Consider the following 14,752-nt stretch of genomic DNA (forward strand, 5'->3'; position numbering starts at 1 on the left):
TCGTGGCTACCGAGCCAGCGCCATACCTTCTCGGAAAGCACTTCGAGCCCTTGCCGGCACGCGGCCAAAGACTCTCGGTGGTCGAGGTTGTCCTTTGCCGCTCGGGCCTTCGCCACATAGTTCTTGATGGCGATGTTGCCGGAGACGCGGGGTTGGTAGTTGCCGGTGCCTTCCGGCGCAGTCCATGGTCAACGCTCAGTGTGCTCAAACACCATAGAGGTTGGCGCAGGCGTCCTGGTAGGCGTCCCAGCCAGGCAGTTGCACAAGCGCCGCTCGAATCTTCGTCCGCCGCGTGATCATGTGCTTCTGAGGCGATAGCATAGGTTGCATGTCAGGTTGCGTGCGCCGGGTGGCCCATTCGGACAGCAACGCCTTGGTTGCATCAACGATCGCTCGGTGGTCTGGGTTTGCCGCGTCAAACGCCGGAGTTCGATCGAATGCCAGCTTGTGGATATGGCGTTCGCCAAAGGCTCCGCGAGGCTGATGCGCCTTGATCACCTCGATGACGGCTTGGCTGTTTATCAACGCGGTGATGTAGATTGCCTCGTCCTCGGTCGCCACGCGCCCCCAATAAAGCGTCTGGTCGATGACAGTCTTACCGCAAGGGATCTGGTCGCCGCGCACATACGCTGCGCACGGCAGCTTGCCGCCAGCCGAGGCGAATACCAGCCAGTCCTGGCCGGTCCATCCTTGGCCAGACAGCTTTTTGCGGTCCGAATCCACCGTCTCGAAGAATTCATCGACGCTCTCGTTGATGGCAGTCAAGGCAGCTTTGATCGCGCCACCTGTCGCTCCGCCAAGCGCAGCGATCCCCGGTCCTGTGCGAGGCTCCCACCCGCCGGTCCCGTATCGAAACGGCAAAAGTCCTTTGGCGCCGGCGGCGAGCTCATACGGTGCCAAATGCTTTGAGATCAGCACGTCGAACATCACCTGGTCGCTAACGCTGTTTGCAGTCAGCGCGAAATCTTTAAGCCGATGGCCGTCCGATCTGAGGAAGTAGAAGGGCGAGCCGGCGTTGATTGGCCCCAAGTTCCAACCCGCGCCGCTCTTTGCCGCTGCATGAAAAACGATGCCGCGAGGCATCACGTCGGCGCCTTGCCGAAACAGCGGCCCGATGGATTTCTTGGTCGCGACTTTCACGGCTGGCTCAGCGGGGGGCGTGGTGGTCCATGCAGTGCGGCCATTGGATTTGATGATGTGGTAGGTCGTCGCAATCTCTGATGTTCTGCCTACGTCCCGTCCCGCGAAAGTCGTGGAGCCGCTAGGGTGCGACTTGGAGCCAAAGAGCACGATTGCCTCGTTTTTGAAGGTCTGGTTGGCAATCTTCCAGATTTCGCCAGGAGCGAATTGCACGGGCTTGTTCGCCGTGAGGTAGCCGGCAGAGCGAAATGGCTCGTGGTGCGACCCGTTGAGCACCGTGTCCGGCAGGATGCATCCGATCACCGCACCCGGAGTCAAATAGCGTTCGACGGCGTGCAAGAGAAAGATTGTTGCGATTTCCACATGCAAATGGGAAGAGCCTGGCGCTTTGATGCCGTGGAGATCAGACTTGGCTTTCAGCGCATCCTGATAGGGGTTGCTCGCGATTTTGCTGAGAGTCAGCCATGGCGGGTTCGTCACGACTCCGTTGAACCGCCCCGCGACGAGAGCTGGCCGGAAACTGTTTCGGAGAACGAATGCCCATATGCCGTTGCGACCGGCGCGCTGGAGTTTCTCCAATGCACTGAGCAGCTTCTTGCAGAACTCGATCGAAGCGGCCCTTTCATCGATGGTCAGTGCGACCCCAGTGTCAGACAAAACAGCGTCCACCATCGTCTCGATGTCTTGATCGGTGAGCGTCGTGCTCGTTGCCGCTGCACTGCTCATCGCCATGTCATAGCCACGCGAGAGCAGGGCGTCGAATAAAGTCTGATTCGATGCAGTGATCAAAAACTGGGGGAGTTGGACCTCTTCCGTGTCGAGCGTGAGCTTGCGTTGTTCTTCGCCTGTCGCGCTAAACACCTTTGTCACCGGCGTGTTCGCAAGCAGCGAGTCGGCGTGATAGACGGGAATCTGGGCCTCGTGCCCTGCTGCGAGCCAATCCTTGCTGGCTAGCACCCAACCAACCTTGGCAAGCATCACAGCCAATGGGTCGATGTCGAATGCGGTGATCGCAGTAGTGAGTTCGCTAAGTGCAGCGGGGTCGCCTGGAACTCGGCCAGCAGCTCGAAGGCGCTGTTGAGCGCGCTTCACTGTTTCCACGATCATCGCTCCCGATCCGCAGCACATATCGATAAAGCGCGGCTGTTGTCCCTCGGGGAGTGCCGACATGACATGCTCGACAAGCTTACCAGCGAGCCAAGAAGGGGTCCATTCCTGCCCAAGCAGAAGTCGTTGCGATCGGGCCGCCAACTGCGCCATGAGTGTGCCAAAAAGGTCTTCGGCGGGGGACGATTCGAAATCGTAGGCGCGAAGATCGTTTTGAAGTTCGCGCGCGACGGCGACCAAGTCGCTTACATAGGGGCTGGCGTTGAGCCAACCGAAATAGTCATATTCGACGAGGTTGGGCAGCCCACGAGCTTTGAAGAATGAGCCGTCTAAGATCGCTTGCAACTCTGCGTTGTCGCTGATCAAGGCCCTCCCGTTCAGAACGTTGGCGCAAATGAGCTTGGCGAGGGTGAGGATGTAGAGTTCCCCGACATACGAACCTTTGTCGAACTTGCCTGCAGCCGCGTCTCCACCCAAGTAGGAGACGAAGTCTGTCCAAAGCTTTGTGATCAAGCTGGCATAGGTGGGGTCATGGGCGAACGCATGGTCCACAAGTGCATCAATCGGCTGGACGTGGGCTTGGCAAAAAGGGCTGTTAAAGCCCAAGTCCTTCGCGAGGGTGAGCGCGGCCAACAAGCGGCCACCCTCGCGGCCAAGATGGCGGACCAAAAAAGCCCCGAGCTTCTTCGCCTCGACATCGCCAGCTGCTGAAAGGTCGCATGATTCGATCTCGGCGAGCTCGATGTGCTCCGGGCCGAAGCTCGTGGCGCCAGGAACGGCAGAAAGGTCCTTGACTTCCGAGATGCCAAAGGCGTGCCATCGGACAGTGTCGGAGAGCACGCCAACAAGCAAGTCGCGAGGTGTCCCCGCGTTGAGCTGGCCAGCGCAATATTGCTTCACCTGGTGGAGGCCGTGGGCAAAGGTGCCCAGCGCGTGCAAGTCCCTCTCGTATTCGATCACCGTGGCGCCCACGAGCACATCGACGAAACCATGCTTCTTGGCCCCGAGCTCGTGAAATTTTGCCAACGACTCCGTCCCGGTGACGTGAGCCTTGGTCCACCAAGGCTGGTCGGGAAACATCAACGGCAGCTTAGCTGAGAGCGCGTGCCGCAGCACATCCTCCGCCTTGCCTTCACGGATGAGGTCGCTGGCTTCCTTCAGGAAAGCCTTCCCCTGCGCTTCAACATATTTCTCCATCATCGTTTCCTCCCTTTTTTGTGTTGTGTTTTGAGCGTCTTTCCTGTCCCGCGCGCGCGATTTGCAGCAATTCCTTGAATCCTTCGCGATCGCACCCGAGAGCTTCGCCCACCACGCAGTTGATGCTGTTCAGCACCGCTTCAACTTCTGCGGGCTCGGCCATGGCAGCGAGCTCGTCGCCATGCAGTGAGAGCGTGCGAAGCTGCTCTTCATTGAACGCGGGAACGGGTAAGCGGCGCAGGTGCGCGGCTTCCACCTTCAGGGCGCCGCCGCCCATGACTGCTCCCGACGTCTCGATTACCGCCTGCGCCCAGGCGCTATTCATGAAAGCGAGCAAAGCAGCCGCGTTCCATTTGCTTAGCGGCAAAGTCCATATCGTCGAAAAGTTTGCGTCGATGAGGCATTGCCTAGCCTTGTTTAGGTAGGCCCTCGGAGTGGATGAGTTCACTCTCGCCAACAGAACGTCCGGCAAGTGCCTCGGCGCGAAGTCGGGCAACATATACCAATGTCGCGGCGGCATGCCGCGAGCCGCAGGCCTGATGTTTGGAAAGACGGCGGTGAGATTCCAAACCTTTTGTGGCTTTGCGTCAGTGCCGAAGTTGGCCTGTCCTGCCGCCCGAACTACCGCAGCAATTGACTCGGGCATGCGTTCATAGACCGTGGGAAACATGTCGACTTCGCCCAAGTCCTCCGGCAGCGCATGTTGTCTGAGGTCCAGCGCCCATCCCGTGGCGAGCTCAGTCGAGACGGCGAAGCCCGCCGGAAGCTCAGATTGCCGGCGAATGACGGGCCGAGCAACGCCTTCTGGTGCCTGTGCTGCCAATCCCGCCAGCGGGCCGGAAAAGGACAGCGCTATGTGCCCTGACGAGCGCGCGCCGTCGGCGTAGAAGAAGCCATTGGCTCCGGTGCGCAGGCCCTGGCCAACGCCCACGCCCTGCGACTCCAACGTGGAGAAGGAGGGGGCGATGCCCTGGCGGGTAAGCCACTCATGAATCTCGTGAGAGACGTAGATGCCTTCCGACGCTTGACTGCTTGTTTCGCCGATGGCTGCGAACCACTTTTGCCTCGATGCGGCTGCAATCATGTTTCTGCATGCGAGCTTCATCGACGCGGGACGCGCGCGAGCGAGCCCTGTGGGGTGGCTCGCGCCATTGCGAAGCCACGATCGCGCTTGTTTTGCGAAATCTCGCTCTGGTCTCGATCCTCCGGCAAGTGCGATTCGCCCAATGGGGCTCTCCGGGCTGGCCGCAGCGGCGGAGATCAAGATGTGGCAGTAGGTGGAGCTGTTAGCTCGCACAAGAGCCGACGCGCGCCGCTTCACCCGCTTGGCCACGATGAGCGTCGTCTTGATCTGGGCGTCGTCGAACCAAGAGGCATGCTCGTCTTCAACGATGAACTCAATATCGAACCATCGGAACAACAGGTAGTGCACGATAGTCGCGTAGTCTCGCGTCAGCCACGACTCAGGCACCACCAACGCCAAACGGCCGCCAAGCTTTACGAGGCCGGCGCAAAGAATCCAGGAGGGAACTGCTAGGTCGGACAGGCCGGAGTAGCCGCTGATGAGGTGCGCGAACAGGCGTTTGTCTTCCGCGTCGAGAGCAGAGAGCCTTGGCAAGGTTTGCAACAGCCCGGTCCGAATTTGCATCGCGCTCGGAAGAAAACGGTCAACCTCTGCTTTATCTGAGAACGACTGATATCGAACATAGGGAGGATTGCCAATCACCAAGTCCCACTCCGTCTTTGGCAGGAGCGAGATGGTGTCTGGGTCGAAAGCGCTCCCGAGAATGCAGTCGGCCTGCGGCAATCGGTTGGAGCACGCGTCTCGAGCGGCACGGTCGATTTCGATGCCAGCGATCAAGGCCGGAGCGGCGCCAATTCCCAGGCACGAAGCCAGCAGATCGCCAGACCCAGCCATAGGATCGATGATGCTCTCAGCCTTCTCCGCTTGGGCCAACGCGGCGAGGATGCGGCCCAGGCCCACGCCGGTGAAGTATTGACCCAGGCGTTTGCGGCGCTCCGCATCTGGCGTGTGGCTAGCAGTCGGGGGCTGGTTAGCCTGGCTCATCGGTCTGCGGAGGGCATAGGGCCTGAACTGGCCTCTGCGCGCGCAAGGGCATAGAAGGCCTTCGCGTCCATCTCGATGTCACGGCCAAGCTGCAAGCACTTGCCGACGAATTGCGAATAGAGTAACTGCGGATCAGAAAGCGAGCCATTGCCGGCATCTCGAATCACTTCCGCTGCGATCTTGGAACTCGTCTTACCAACTGCCCGATCCAGCCGGCGCTTCGACAGCAACAACAATGGATCGCCTTTGACTGAGACGGTGGAGACGACCTGCTTAAAGCTTGCTTGAATCTTGTCCAGGACGCTCGTGGCTTCGACTGTGAAGCCAGCAGTCGCATAGGCCTGCGCAAGCGCCCGCCAAACCTCCGAGTGCGCGGAGTGAAATACCACTGTCGCCAAGCCTTCTGGTTTGAGCACGCGCGAAATGTCTTTGAAGACGCTTGCCATCATTGCTCCATATTCCAACACGCCTTTGGACTGCGAGGGGCTCACGATCACTTCGCGAGCGCGGTCAGTCGTCTTGCCAAGCCAATGCTCGTTGATCTGATTGAGCTCCGCGTAGGGGATGTAGGCGCCGAAAGGAGGGTCTGTGAAGACGTAGTCCACCGAATGAGGTTTTAGCGGCATGCTTTCACTGGTGCTGTTGTGGACGACAACCGTGCTTCTGCTGCCATGAAGCAGGTGGAAGGAGTCGATGAATGCTTTGGACTTGCGTCGCACGCCTTCAAGAATGTTTTTCTCCACCGGCAGTCCGCTGATGTAAAGCACGCCGCTTTGCGACCCAGTGAGAACGAAGTCGCTCTGCCCCTTTTTGAGAACCACGCGGGTCATGAGCGTTGAGTGGCTCGAGTTGTAGCTAAGGACCAGCAGTCGCAATGCGTCGCGCACGTGCTCTGGGAAATCGGCGGCGAGATCAAAAAGTGTCGCCATCGCGATGAAGTTGCGCTTCGTGTAGAAGTGATGAAGCTTCTCGATGCCGACGTGATAGCCAGTGCGGCGCAGCTCGCCCCAAACAAGATCGGCGTTGGGCGCGGACTTCGGCAGTTTCGCTTTGGCGATTCGCGCGAGGACTGCGTGGTCTTCGGGCGTGGGCGGACGCTGCCATTTCGCGGACCCGGTCCGGCCATGCACTCGCGCGATCACGCGTTTCTTTGTCAGCTGCTTGCGTCCAAATGCGTCTAGGGACGATTCAAGCGCTCGCTCGCAGGCTCCGACCGGGACCTGTGTCCGGCAGCTCTTGCAACGGAAAGTGTCCGACATGCTCAGTGGCTTTGTCTTCACGCTCGCGTCCCACAGCGAGACTTCGTTGCCGCAGTGTGGGCAAACAAGCATTTCGGACCAGATCATGTGGCGCAGAGTTCCGGGAGAGCCGCTCGCGTCCTTCGCCTCGTATAGCCAGGAAAGCTTTTCTTCTGCGCGTCGGCACAGCTCATTGACCGCCGCTGCGAATGTCTCCGGCTCTGGCGGGCGGCATAGAGTTTCTGATACGAACGCGCCCAATGTGCCGATTTCAAAAAGATGGGCGGTGCGTGGTCCCCACTTCGGCGTGATTCCGAGCGCGTCGGCCATGCGGCGCATCTCATCGGTGGGACGATCGCACAGCAGTGTCGCGAGCCCTGTGGTTCCGCTTCCTGCAAATGCATCGAGCACGGTCGCGCCTGGCTTAGTGTGCGCGGCAATGAAGAGGGCAATGACCTCGGGCGAGATTTTCGTCGGATAGGAAAAAGCGTTGTAAAGCGGTCCCGTGCGCGTTGATGGCAAGGGAGTTCTGTAAAGGTCGGCGATGTTTGCCACGGGTGATTGATTCTTTTGGTTGTCGACCTCTTGCGAGTCCGAATGGACGCAGGCCGCTTCTCGTTCGAGGCTCGTATCCCGTCAAGCCACGGCTTTGACGTGCTGCTTGTTAACGGCTCGCGCGCGAGCCGCTCGCTCGGTGGGAAGGGCAATGTCTTTGGATTCGCAAAACCCTGCGACGAGCACTTCAAGCATATTGACCATGCTTCTTTGCTCATGGTCGGCAGCAGCTTTCAAAGCTAGCTTGAAAGATGGCGAAACACGTAGATTCAGCGTGTCGCTTTTTACGTCATCGAATCGCATGGGATAGCCCCGCAAGTGTCTGTGCATTTGCGGTATTCTAGCTGCGCGCTAGAGTCGGTCATTTGGGGGGCTAGGGCTGCCAATTGCTTGGCGCGTGTGGTTTGTCGGTAGCCTCAATCGTGCAATGTTTAGTGGGATGGGCTATCTGGCTTCATTAAGCCTGCACTGCAGTGCCATCTCGTAGGCCTTCTCGAAATGAGGCGCTAGCGGACGCTCCAGCGACTGATGCTGTGCGATCACGGTAGGCTTGTCGGAGTCCCCAAGGCGGCCTTTGAAGATCAGCCAGGAAAACAGATGCGGCGTGGTTTGCGTGAGGGCGTGGCCTGAATCCACGGCCAGCTTGCGCGCCTTTTTGTCGTCGGTGATGACAGCTTGGCCGATTTTCATGGCGAAGGCGATGGACGACAGCTCGCCCTTGCCAAGCCTCTTCCTGCTTTCAAGGAGTTTTATGGCCTGCAAGTCCCCGATGTCGCAGGAGTGGGCGGCGAATCCGCCACGAGCCTGTTCTTGTGTAAGCCGTCGCATCAGTTCTGTCTCAGCCGGAGTCGGGGCTTTTCTCGGCTTGGTCAGGCATTCGTAGCGGACGAAGCTGGTGACGCAGAACTCGCAGCGAGCCTCTTTGGCGGCGGCGTGTAGTCGAGCCGAGGACAGCACGTTCCATACGGAACAGGTGTCGGCGACATTGATCAGATGGAATTTCGATGGATCAATGGCCATGAAGCGTCCGGTTATAGAGGGAAGCCAACTCAGCCAACTCGCCGTGGCTGCAGAGCAGGGCTTCGGCCAGTCGGCCGACGCTGATCACACCTGCGCTGAAGCCGTCGAAACATAGGCCAACGTAAAAATCCGAAAGGCCGAGTTCAAGGAGGTGGGCCTTGCGCTGACGCTGTGTGGCGTTGAGGCTCTCGGGAAGCTCGGGGTCGATCTTGGCCTCGCGCGGCACGCGCAATCGGCGAATGCGGTCGTAATTGCCTTGGTCGATGAGCTTGGCCTCTTTGAGGGCGATGGCAAGCGCGACGCAGCTCACGCGCAAATCGTTTGCCCACCGCTGCGCGTCCGCGTCGCTCCACTGATTCGGCGGAGGCATCTTCCTCAGGAATTCGGGCGGCATCAAGAAGCACGATGCGAAGCGATTGGCGCGAAGCTCCAAGTAATCCGACCCGCTGGGGCCATCGAAGCTGACGCTGGCGCCTTGCGCGGAGTCGAAGATGGCATGGGCCATTTCATGGGCCGCGCTGAATCGCTGGCGGTAAATGTCCTCGCTGTGGTTGACCAAGGCGCACTTGCCGGCGACCGGATGCATGATAAAGAGGCCGGATATGTTCGAGTTCCCCAGCTTGCGGCGGAACATATGCACTCCGACGCTGCGAAACTCCGCGTAGACATCGCGAGGAACCGCGCGATCATCATGGCCCAGGGCGGTCCGCAATCGTGCGGCGGCGGCTTCACCGTGACCTTTGAAGTAGTCGCCGCTGGGTGAGAAGGCAAAGTCCTTGGGCGGGCGACCAAGCTCTCGCATCAAGAAGTCTTCCGTCTCGCACAGGTAAAGGAAGTCTTGGACAGCTCGGCGGTCTTCTTTTGTGAAGTCGTTTCCATGGGCGCGATAGAGCGTCTCGGTTTGCTCGAACGGCGCGACCTGTTCGTTCGAGATGAAGAACTTGAAGTCGCAGCGGTAATGATCCGCCAGGATCAGCACGTCGTCGCCCGAGGGTTCGACCTGGCCGGCTTCGATTGCCGCCAGTCGTGCGGCGTCAATGCCGGTCGCGGAGGCGACCTCAATGGTGGACTCCTTGAGCTGTCCACGATATTTGGCGAGTTTGGAGCCTAGGGCTTTGAGGTTGATGGCCATTACTCTCAATCATAGGTGCAGGACTGCTGACCTAACGCCAGGCGATTTCGACGTTATGGGCAAACCGCAAGATTGCCTTTAAGAGCGAGGGGCGTAGTTCCGGACTCGTTCAACTTCGACGAGCTTGCGCCAATCAACGGTGAATTCGCTCTCGCCAAGCCAGTTGGCGCTATGGGCTGACGGCCCAGCGATGATCGATTCAACGGGCGCGTTGGTTCGCAAAATCACGCCGCCTCGGCCTTCAGCATTCCATCCGCTTGCGAACATTCGAGCCGTCTCTTCCTTGTCGCTCCATGCGGAGCCGATCCTGCCCGCTTCCAAGCGGTCGATGTTTTCACCTCGATAAAGGATCATTCCGGGACCTTCAAAACGCGGGAGCCAGACCCAGAGCATGTCGAGCAGAAGCTCATCGTCGTCCACAAGTTCGCGGATGAAGTGGTGGGACACATGCCACTGGGTATGGAAGCGTTCAGCGATTGCGAGGTCTCTGGGCGGACATGCGATCAAGCTCTTGAACAAGGCTCGCCATTTAGTTCGATGCTGAGCGACCTCAGGGCTGCGTAGCATCGGGCCGTAGTGCTTGCCATCCAGGATGTGTTCCAGCAGAGGTGGGTAACCGCTGAGTGCGGCGGCGATGCTTGGCAGCATCAAATGGTTCCCGACAGCCATTGCAGGTGAGCCTGTCGCATGATCAAGCCTTGGCGCCAGCAGTGGTCCCAATGGCTTTCTTAAACGTTGCGACCAACGACTTGACCCGTTCACCGGCCTTCGCGCGGGTGGCGCTGTCCACGTCGAACCCATCGAGAAATGCCTCTGATGAGTCGACGAGGAAATACGTCGTCATGACGGCTAAGTCTGGGTCTCCCGTGGACTCTGGATTGAGGAACGTGAATTCGGTTTCAATTGCAGCGAACTGTTCGTCGTCAGCCCCTAGGCTGCATCCCAGGGCCAATCCAACGGCTTGCATGTTCTGAACGGCAGCCGCTTCGAAGCCGTCTTCACGCTCATATCGTTTCTTGAACCTGGCAGCCAAGTCTTTGGGGATGTTGTCTAGGAAATCACTGACTGCATGTTGAAGCTCAGCCGTATCGTCCTCCGACTCATCTTCGCTTTCGCCAGAGTTTCCGGTGATCTTGCCTGCGTCCTCGGTGTCGAGGACCTCTTTGCCATTCAAGAATTCTTCGAGCCATCGGTCTGCGCTCTCTTGGGGGCCATGGCCTTCATAGACGCCTTCGAGCCATTCTGCGTCTCCGATGTAACGCACGGCCTTGAATGCCTCATCCACGGAGGTGCCAATGGCCCACCCAGGAAGTTCGACGCCGTCCAGGTGCCCACCGAGTTGGAGCTCGACGAGCAATTGGCACACTGAGTCCATCGCAGGGATGTGCGTCATTCGTCTTTTCATCGCCATAGGTTGCCTCCGTTGTTTTCACATTCTCGTGGAAATGGGGGTGGGGCTTGCGCGGCCCGCCTGCGAGTTCTAAGTCGTCTACTGCTTGGGCATGGAGGAAGGTCCGGGAGCCGATCTAGCGGCCCGGCATCAAGCTGGCCAAGGTCGGCGAGATGCTGCTCGAATTGCCCCGGCCAGCCATAGCAATTCGAGCTCGATCTAGGCGAGCCGGAAACTGAGCAATTGGGTTCGATCGAAAGTCGAGCTGGCCAGGCCAGCCGGGTTGAGATCAGTCGGAGAAGACCATGGCGCGCCTGCCTGCCAAGCCGGTCATGGCGATCAACGCCACCTCAAACGCAAACATCGCGAAAGCTCGAGTGCAGGGCAACCAGACAAGAAGAAATGCGATGGCCGCTAGGCTCGCCCTGAGCGCCAATGAGGCAGGGGCGATGGGGGGCGAGGCCGCTCCTGCGGCCCTGTGAGCGGGGCGGATCGAAGGCGCGAATGCGATGTCTATGCAAAAGATGGTGGTGCACCCCAGCGCAACTTCGATACGGCCAAAAGCCGCTGACGGGTCGATCCATGGGGCGGCGGCAAACGCGACGCTCAGAACCAAAAGCGATGGAAGGGAGTATGGAATTTTCAACGCGGGCCTCTGTCTGAGGCCATTCCAGCGCGCCGGCCATGAAAGTCAACCGCGCGGTTGCCAGATCGACGGCTTCTTGTTCTGAAGTCGGTCGCGCTTGTTGTCGTAAAAAGCGTTCATCGACGGGCTGCGGAGTGCCTTGATCAAGGCGATCCCGGCCAACATTTCCGCAGTTCCCGTTGGACCCAGCATGCGCGCGGCGCGGCGATCAGCGTCCCATTCAAAAAGCATCGACTTGTCGTATGCGATAGCGGTCGCGATGCCGACAACTATGAGCGGGCCGGCAAATGAGAGCACTGACTTTGGGTTTCCGCTGAACAATTTGACGTATGCCGACATGAGAGCTATTGAGAGAAGCGCCAAAATTACCCCTGCCGAGCTGACCAAAGAGTGGTGTCCCTCCACATGTCCAAGTTCATGGGCGATGAAATAGCGGCGCAGATTCGCGTTGATGGGAAGCATGTCGCGCGAGATTGTGAAATCTCTCCCATTGGTGGAGGCTTGGTGCGTCAGACTCTTCGAGATCCCCGCATTGAGTTCGATGATCACCAAGCGTGGAGCCGCCTTGGCGAGACTCTTTGACCTCGAGCGCAAAGCCAGCTCTCGAATCTCTTTCGTCCAGTCCAGCAGCTGCGCTTGTTCCAGTGGGTTCAGCGAAGCTGGCGATACGTAAATTATGCTCATGTGCTGCCGCCACCGGCGATTGGAATGGTCATGCTGAGTCAACCCTCGCTCTTCTCGGCGGCAGCCAATCGGAGCTTGGTTTCGTCGCGGGCTTGGCCAAGTTGCTCAAACTGGCCTGTCAGCAACGTGTCTATCGCGCACCACACGCGCGCGCTTCGTTTGACGGTGTCGTCATTGCCGGCGGCCCCGAGCTTCGCTGCGGGCCGCATGGCCGGGCCGAGCGTGTAGACGAAGTGATCCCCGTCGGTTGGGATCCATGTGGGATCAACGGTGGACACGTCGAAGACGATGTCGTGCCTCTCGATGCGGTGGACTGAATGCACTTCGCCCCAGTAGCGGAAGGCGATGTAGTTCGGAGGCTGCATGGGCCATCCGTTGCCCACCGGATGAAAGTAGCTGCCATCTTGCTCCACCACGTCGATCCATGTCTTCGGACCATCGGCTCGCATCGGGGCGGAGCTCAGCGAAACGACATAGACCAGGTTGTCCCTTGTTCTTTCCATGGCGGCGAAGCCCTCCAAATGCTGAATCAGTTCGCGAAGCCAGAGCTTCTCTTCGAGGCCGCTCGCTTGGTTGCGGGCCGTCTTTGCCATTCCTCGGATGGTGCCCCAAGAGAGGTGCACGAGCGGAGCTCCGTCGATGTGGGAGGGCAGGCGGCGAGCGGCAATGGACTGCGCCACTGCCGACACCGAGACGAGCACTTGGCGCGCCGCTGGTTCGATGCCGAGCCTGGGGCGGTAGCGGCTGAGCTGCTCGATGCTCGGCAGCTCGAAGCCCTGCTTGGCCTCGAGGATCGCATGGAGCTCGTCGCCGCAGCGGATTTCCATGTCGGTGAAGCCTCGGTCGTGCCCATGGGTTTGCAGGGCAATCCGAATCTCGTTCGCGTTGAGGGGTTTGCCGGCGAGCCTCTCGGCCAGGATGGCAGCGAGGCTCGGGCATCGCGCGAGCGTCCACCCGAGTGCATAGGTTGCGCTGTTTTCGTCCTTGCCCATGAGTTCGAAGACGTTCTTCGGAAACGAAGCGCGGATGGCCAAGGTCGCTTGCGGCGCCATCAACGCGCCTCGCCCAAGCAGCCGTTCAGTCGGTCAAAACGCTCCGCCAAAAACGACGTGGACGGGCTCCAATGAGGCTCCATAGCCTGAGAATTTGGCTCCATGCGAAGCATATGCGACCGGTCAGAGCGATGCCGTGGAGCATCGGCCCCAAATGGCTCCACCTAGGCACCGCCAAAAGTTTTCAAATAAGGCTGTAGCCCGCATGAATGCTAGGCCGCGCTGGTCATGGGCCATGACTGGCGTGTGGGCGGAGAAGTCCGGAGCTTGGCTCATCTTGGGTAGGGCGTTCTGAAAATGAACAAAGCCCTCATCAGAGGGCTTTACATTGGTTTTGCTTGGAAGCTTGGGACGGAGTTTAGTTCGTCTCGTCGCCCTCAGACTTCTTGATGCGCACTGCCGCGCGCTTCTTGGGGGCGGCAGGTGCATTACCAGCGGCTGCGGCAGCCACCACGGCGGCAGCATCTTTGCCTTCACCGGTGGCGTCGGCGGCCACGTCTTCTTCCTTGATCACACGGGTGTAAGGCGCCAGCAACTGCACCAGCTGGCCGTAAATCTTGGGGCTGCCGGCCACCACTTCGCGCTGCATCAGGAAGTCGGACTCGCCGGTGAAGTTGCCGATCAAGCCACCGGCTTCGGTGATGATCAGCGAGCCTGCGGCCACATCCCAGGGCTGCAGACCGGTCTCAAAGAAGGCGTCGTAGTAACCGGCGGCCACATAGCAGAGGTCCAGGGCGGCCGCGCCCGGGCGGCGCAGGCCGGCGCACTCGGTCATGACGGTTTCAAACATCTTCAGATAGCGCTTGAAGTTGTCGCCACGACGGAAGGGGAAGCCGGTGCCGATCAAGGCGTCGCTCATGCGGGTGCGCTTGGAGACGCGCAGGCGGCGGTCGTTCATGAAGGCGCCACGGCCCTTGGTGGCGTAGAACAGATCGTTTCGGGTGGGGTCGTAAACAACGGCTTGTTGCACCACGCCGCGGTGTGCCAAGGCGATGGATACGCAGTACATGGGCAGGCCGTGGATGAAGTTGGTGGTTCCGTCGAGCGGGTCGATGATCCAGACGAATTCAGAATGCTTGGCGCCATGCTCGCGGCCCGACTCTTCGGCGAGGATGCCGTGGTCGGGGTAGGCTTGCAGCAGGGTTTCGATGATGATCTTTTCAGCGGCTTGGTCCACCTCGGTCACGAAGTCATTGGGCGACTTGGTGTTGATCTTCAGGATATCGAGGTCCATCGAAGCGCGGTTGATGATGGCACCGGCTGCGCGCGCCGCCTTGATGGCGACATTGAGCATGGGATGGAGCGAAGCTTGCTGCGTCATTCGTGAAACCTTGGAAAAATGGGGTAGCGACATCGCTGACCCTAGGGCCTGCGAGGAAGAGGTGGACTGGCGAAGAGAAAGAGCGAATCCCGTTCAGGATGCTTTGACGAAGACGGTGGGGCTGGCAAGAAGAATTCTTTTGCGGATTTTCTTATTGCAGGAGTCTTCATCTGCGCATGCTGCGGATAATCCTCTATTTTAA

13 protein-coding genes are annotated in these 14,752 nt (G+C 59.4%); 2 read left to right on the forward strand and 11 right to left on the reverse strand.

The genetic code is table 11. From position 1 onward, the window contains the following. Positions 1–204 precede the first annotated feature (204 nt). From DBR47_RS12390 to DBR47_RS12425, 8 genes are all read right to left on the reverse strand, one after another. A complete protein-coding gene (locus DBR47_RS12390) occupies positions 205–3,444 on the reverse strand; it encodes a hypothetical protein (protein WP_197047030.1) in 3,240 nt (1,079 codons plus the stop codon). After that, entirely contained in the window at positions 3,428–5,512 is a 2,085-nt protein-coding gene (locus DBR47_RS12395) for an Eco57I restriction-modification methylase domain-containing protein (RefSeq protein WP_124450454.1), read from the reverse strand. Before DBR47_RS12395 ends, DBR47_RS12390 begins: the two co-directional genes overlap by 17 nt. After that, positions 5,509–7,305, reverse strand: coding sequence for a DNA methyltransferase (locus tag DBR47_RS12400; RefSeq protein ID WP_124450456.1), 1,797 nt, complete (start codon positions 7,303–7,305; stop codon positions 5,509–5,511). Before DBR47_RS12400 ends, DBR47_RS12395 begins: the two co-directional genes overlap by 4 nt. Positions 7,306–7,386: 81 nt before the next feature. Further along, positions 7,387–7,608: a hypothetical protein gene (locus DBR47_RS12405; protein ID WP_124450457.1), complete on the reverse strand. Its 222-nt coding sequence runs from the start codon at positions 7,606–7,608 to the stop codon at positions 7,387–7,389. Positions 7,609–7,749: 141 nt separating this feature from the next. After that, positions 7,750–8,325 carry a hypothetical protein gene (locus DBR47_RS12410; RefSeq protein WP_124450459.1) on the reverse strand — a complete coding sequence of 192 codons (576 nt, stop codon included), beginning with the start codon at positions 8,323–8,325 and terminating at the stop codon, positions 7,750–7,752. Next, positions 8,315–9,457 carry an ImmA/IrrE family metallo-endopeptidase gene (locus DBR47_RS12415; RefSeq protein WP_124450461.1) on the reverse strand — a complete coding sequence of 381 codons (1,143 nt, stop codon included), beginning with the start codon at positions 9,455–9,457 and terminating at the stop codon, positions 8,315–8,317. Before DBR47_RS12415 ends, DBR47_RS12410 begins: the two co-directional genes overlap by 11 nt. Before the next feature lie 78 nt (positions 9,458–9,535). Next, positions 9,536–10,105, reverse strand: coding sequence for a hypothetical protein (locus tag DBR47_RS12420; RefSeq protein ID WP_124450462.1), 570 nt, complete (start codon positions 10,103–10,105; stop codon positions 9,536–9,538). A 43-nt stretch (positions 10,106–10,148) separates the two neighbouring features. After that, positions 10,149–10,868, reverse strand: a complete 720-nt coding sequence (locus DBR47_RS12425) for a hypothetical protein (protein ID WP_124450464.1) — start codon at positions 10,866–10,868, stop codon at positions 10,149–10,151. Positions 10,869–11,152: 284 nt separating this feature from the next. On the opposite strand from DBR47_RS12425, the gene DBR47_RS24585 reads away from it, so the two are divergent. Further along, positions 11,153–11,329 (forward strand): hypothetical protein, encoded by a 177-nt coding sequence (locus tag DBR47_RS24585; RefSeq protein ID WP_156089046.1) that lies wholly within the window; start codon positions 11,153–11,155, stop codon positions 11,327–11,329. A 209-nt stretch (positions 11,330–11,538) separates the two neighbouring features. On the opposite strand, the gene DBR47_RS12430 is transcribed toward DBR47_RS24585, so the two are convergent. The 3 genes from DBR47_RS12430 to DBR47_RS12440 form a co-directional block, all read right to left on the reverse strand. Next, a complete protein-coding gene (locus DBR47_RS12430; protein WP_124450466.1) occupies positions 11,539–12,177 on the reverse strand; it encodes a M48 family metalloprotease in 639 nt (212 codons plus the stop codon). Positions 12,178–12,215: 38 nt separating this feature from the next. Further along, a complete protein-coding gene (locus tag DBR47_RS12435; RefSeq protein WP_197047031.1) occupies positions 12,216–13,229 on the reverse strand; it encodes a hypothetical protein in 1,014 nt (337 codons plus the stop codon). Between the two features lie 358 nt (positions 13,230–13,587). Next, positions 13,588–14,523: an inositol monophosphatase family protein gene (locus DBR47_RS12440; protein ID WP_231512279.1), complete on the reverse strand. Its 936-nt coding sequence runs from the start codon at positions 14,521–14,523 to the stop codon at positions 13,588–13,590. Here DBR47_RS12440 and DBR47_RS24715 point away from each other — a divergent pair. Further along, positions 14,522–14,752, forward strand: coding sequence for a hypothetical protein (locus tag DBR47_RS24715; protein WP_197047076.1), 231 nt, complete (start codon positions 14,522–14,524; stop codon positions 14,750–14,752). The two genes, DBR47_RS12440 and DBR47_RS24715, sit on opposite strands and share 2 nt — an antisense overlap.

Origin of the sequence: Paucibacter sp. KBW04 (genome assembly GCF_003852425.1) — a bacterium.
Taxonomy (GTDB): domain Bacteria; phylum Pseudomonadota; class Gammaproteobacteria; order Burkholderiales; family Burkholderiaceae_C; genus Paucibacter_A.

Excerpts from the sequence above, each read along its gene's own strand:
- DBR47_RS12390 (WP_197047030.1), bottom strand. The coding sequence starts at position 3,444 with ATGGAGAAATATGTTGAAGCGCAGGGGAAGGCTTTCCTGAAGGAAGCC.
- DBR47_RS12395 (WP_124450454.1), bottom strand. The coding sequence starts at position 5,512 with ATGAGCCAGGCTAACCAGCCCCCGACTGCTAGCCACACGCCAGATGCG.
- DBR47_RS12405 (WP_124450457.1), bottom strand. The coding sequence starts at position 7,608 with ATGCGATTCGATGACGTAAAAAGCGACACGCTGAATCTACGTGTTTCG.
- DBR47_RS12410 (WP_124450459.1), bottom strand. The coding sequence starts at position 8,325 with ATGGCCATTGATCCATCGAAATTCCATCTGATCAATGTCGCCGACACC.
- DBR47_RS12415 (WP_124450461.1), bottom strand. The coding sequence starts at position 9,457 with ATGGCCATCAACCTCAAAGCCCTAGGCTCCAAACTCGCCAAATATCGT.
- DBR47_RS12420 (WP_124450462.1), bottom strand. The coding sequence starts at position 10,105 with ATGCTGCCAAGCATCGCCGCCGCACTCAGCGGTTACCCACCTCTGCTG.
- DBR47_RS12425 (WP_124450464.1), bottom strand. The coding sequence starts at position 10,868 with ATGGCGATGAAAAGACGAATGACGCACATCCCTGCGATGGACTCAGTG.
- DBR47_RS24585 (WP_156089046.1), top strand. The coding sequence starts at position 11,153 with ATGGCGCGCCTGCCTGCCAAGCCGGTCATGGCGATCAACGCCACCTCA.
- DBR47_RS12430 (WP_124450466.1), bottom strand. The coding sequence starts at position 12,177 with ATGAGCATAATTTACGTATCGCCAGCTTCGCTGAACCCACTGGAACAA.
- DBR47_RS12435 (WP_197047031.1), bottom strand. The coding sequence starts at position 13,229 with ATGGCGCCGCAAGCGACCTTGGCCATCCGCGCTTCGTTTCCGAAGAAC.
- DBR47_RS24715 (WP_197047076.1), top strand. The coding sequence starts at position 14,522 with ATGGGATGGAGCGAAGCTTGCTGCGTCATTCGTGAAACCTTGGAAAAA.
- DBR47_RS12440 (WP_231512279.1), bottom strand. The coding sequence starts at position 14,523 with ATGCTCAATGTCGCCATCAAGGCGGCGCGCGCAGCCGGTGCCATCATC.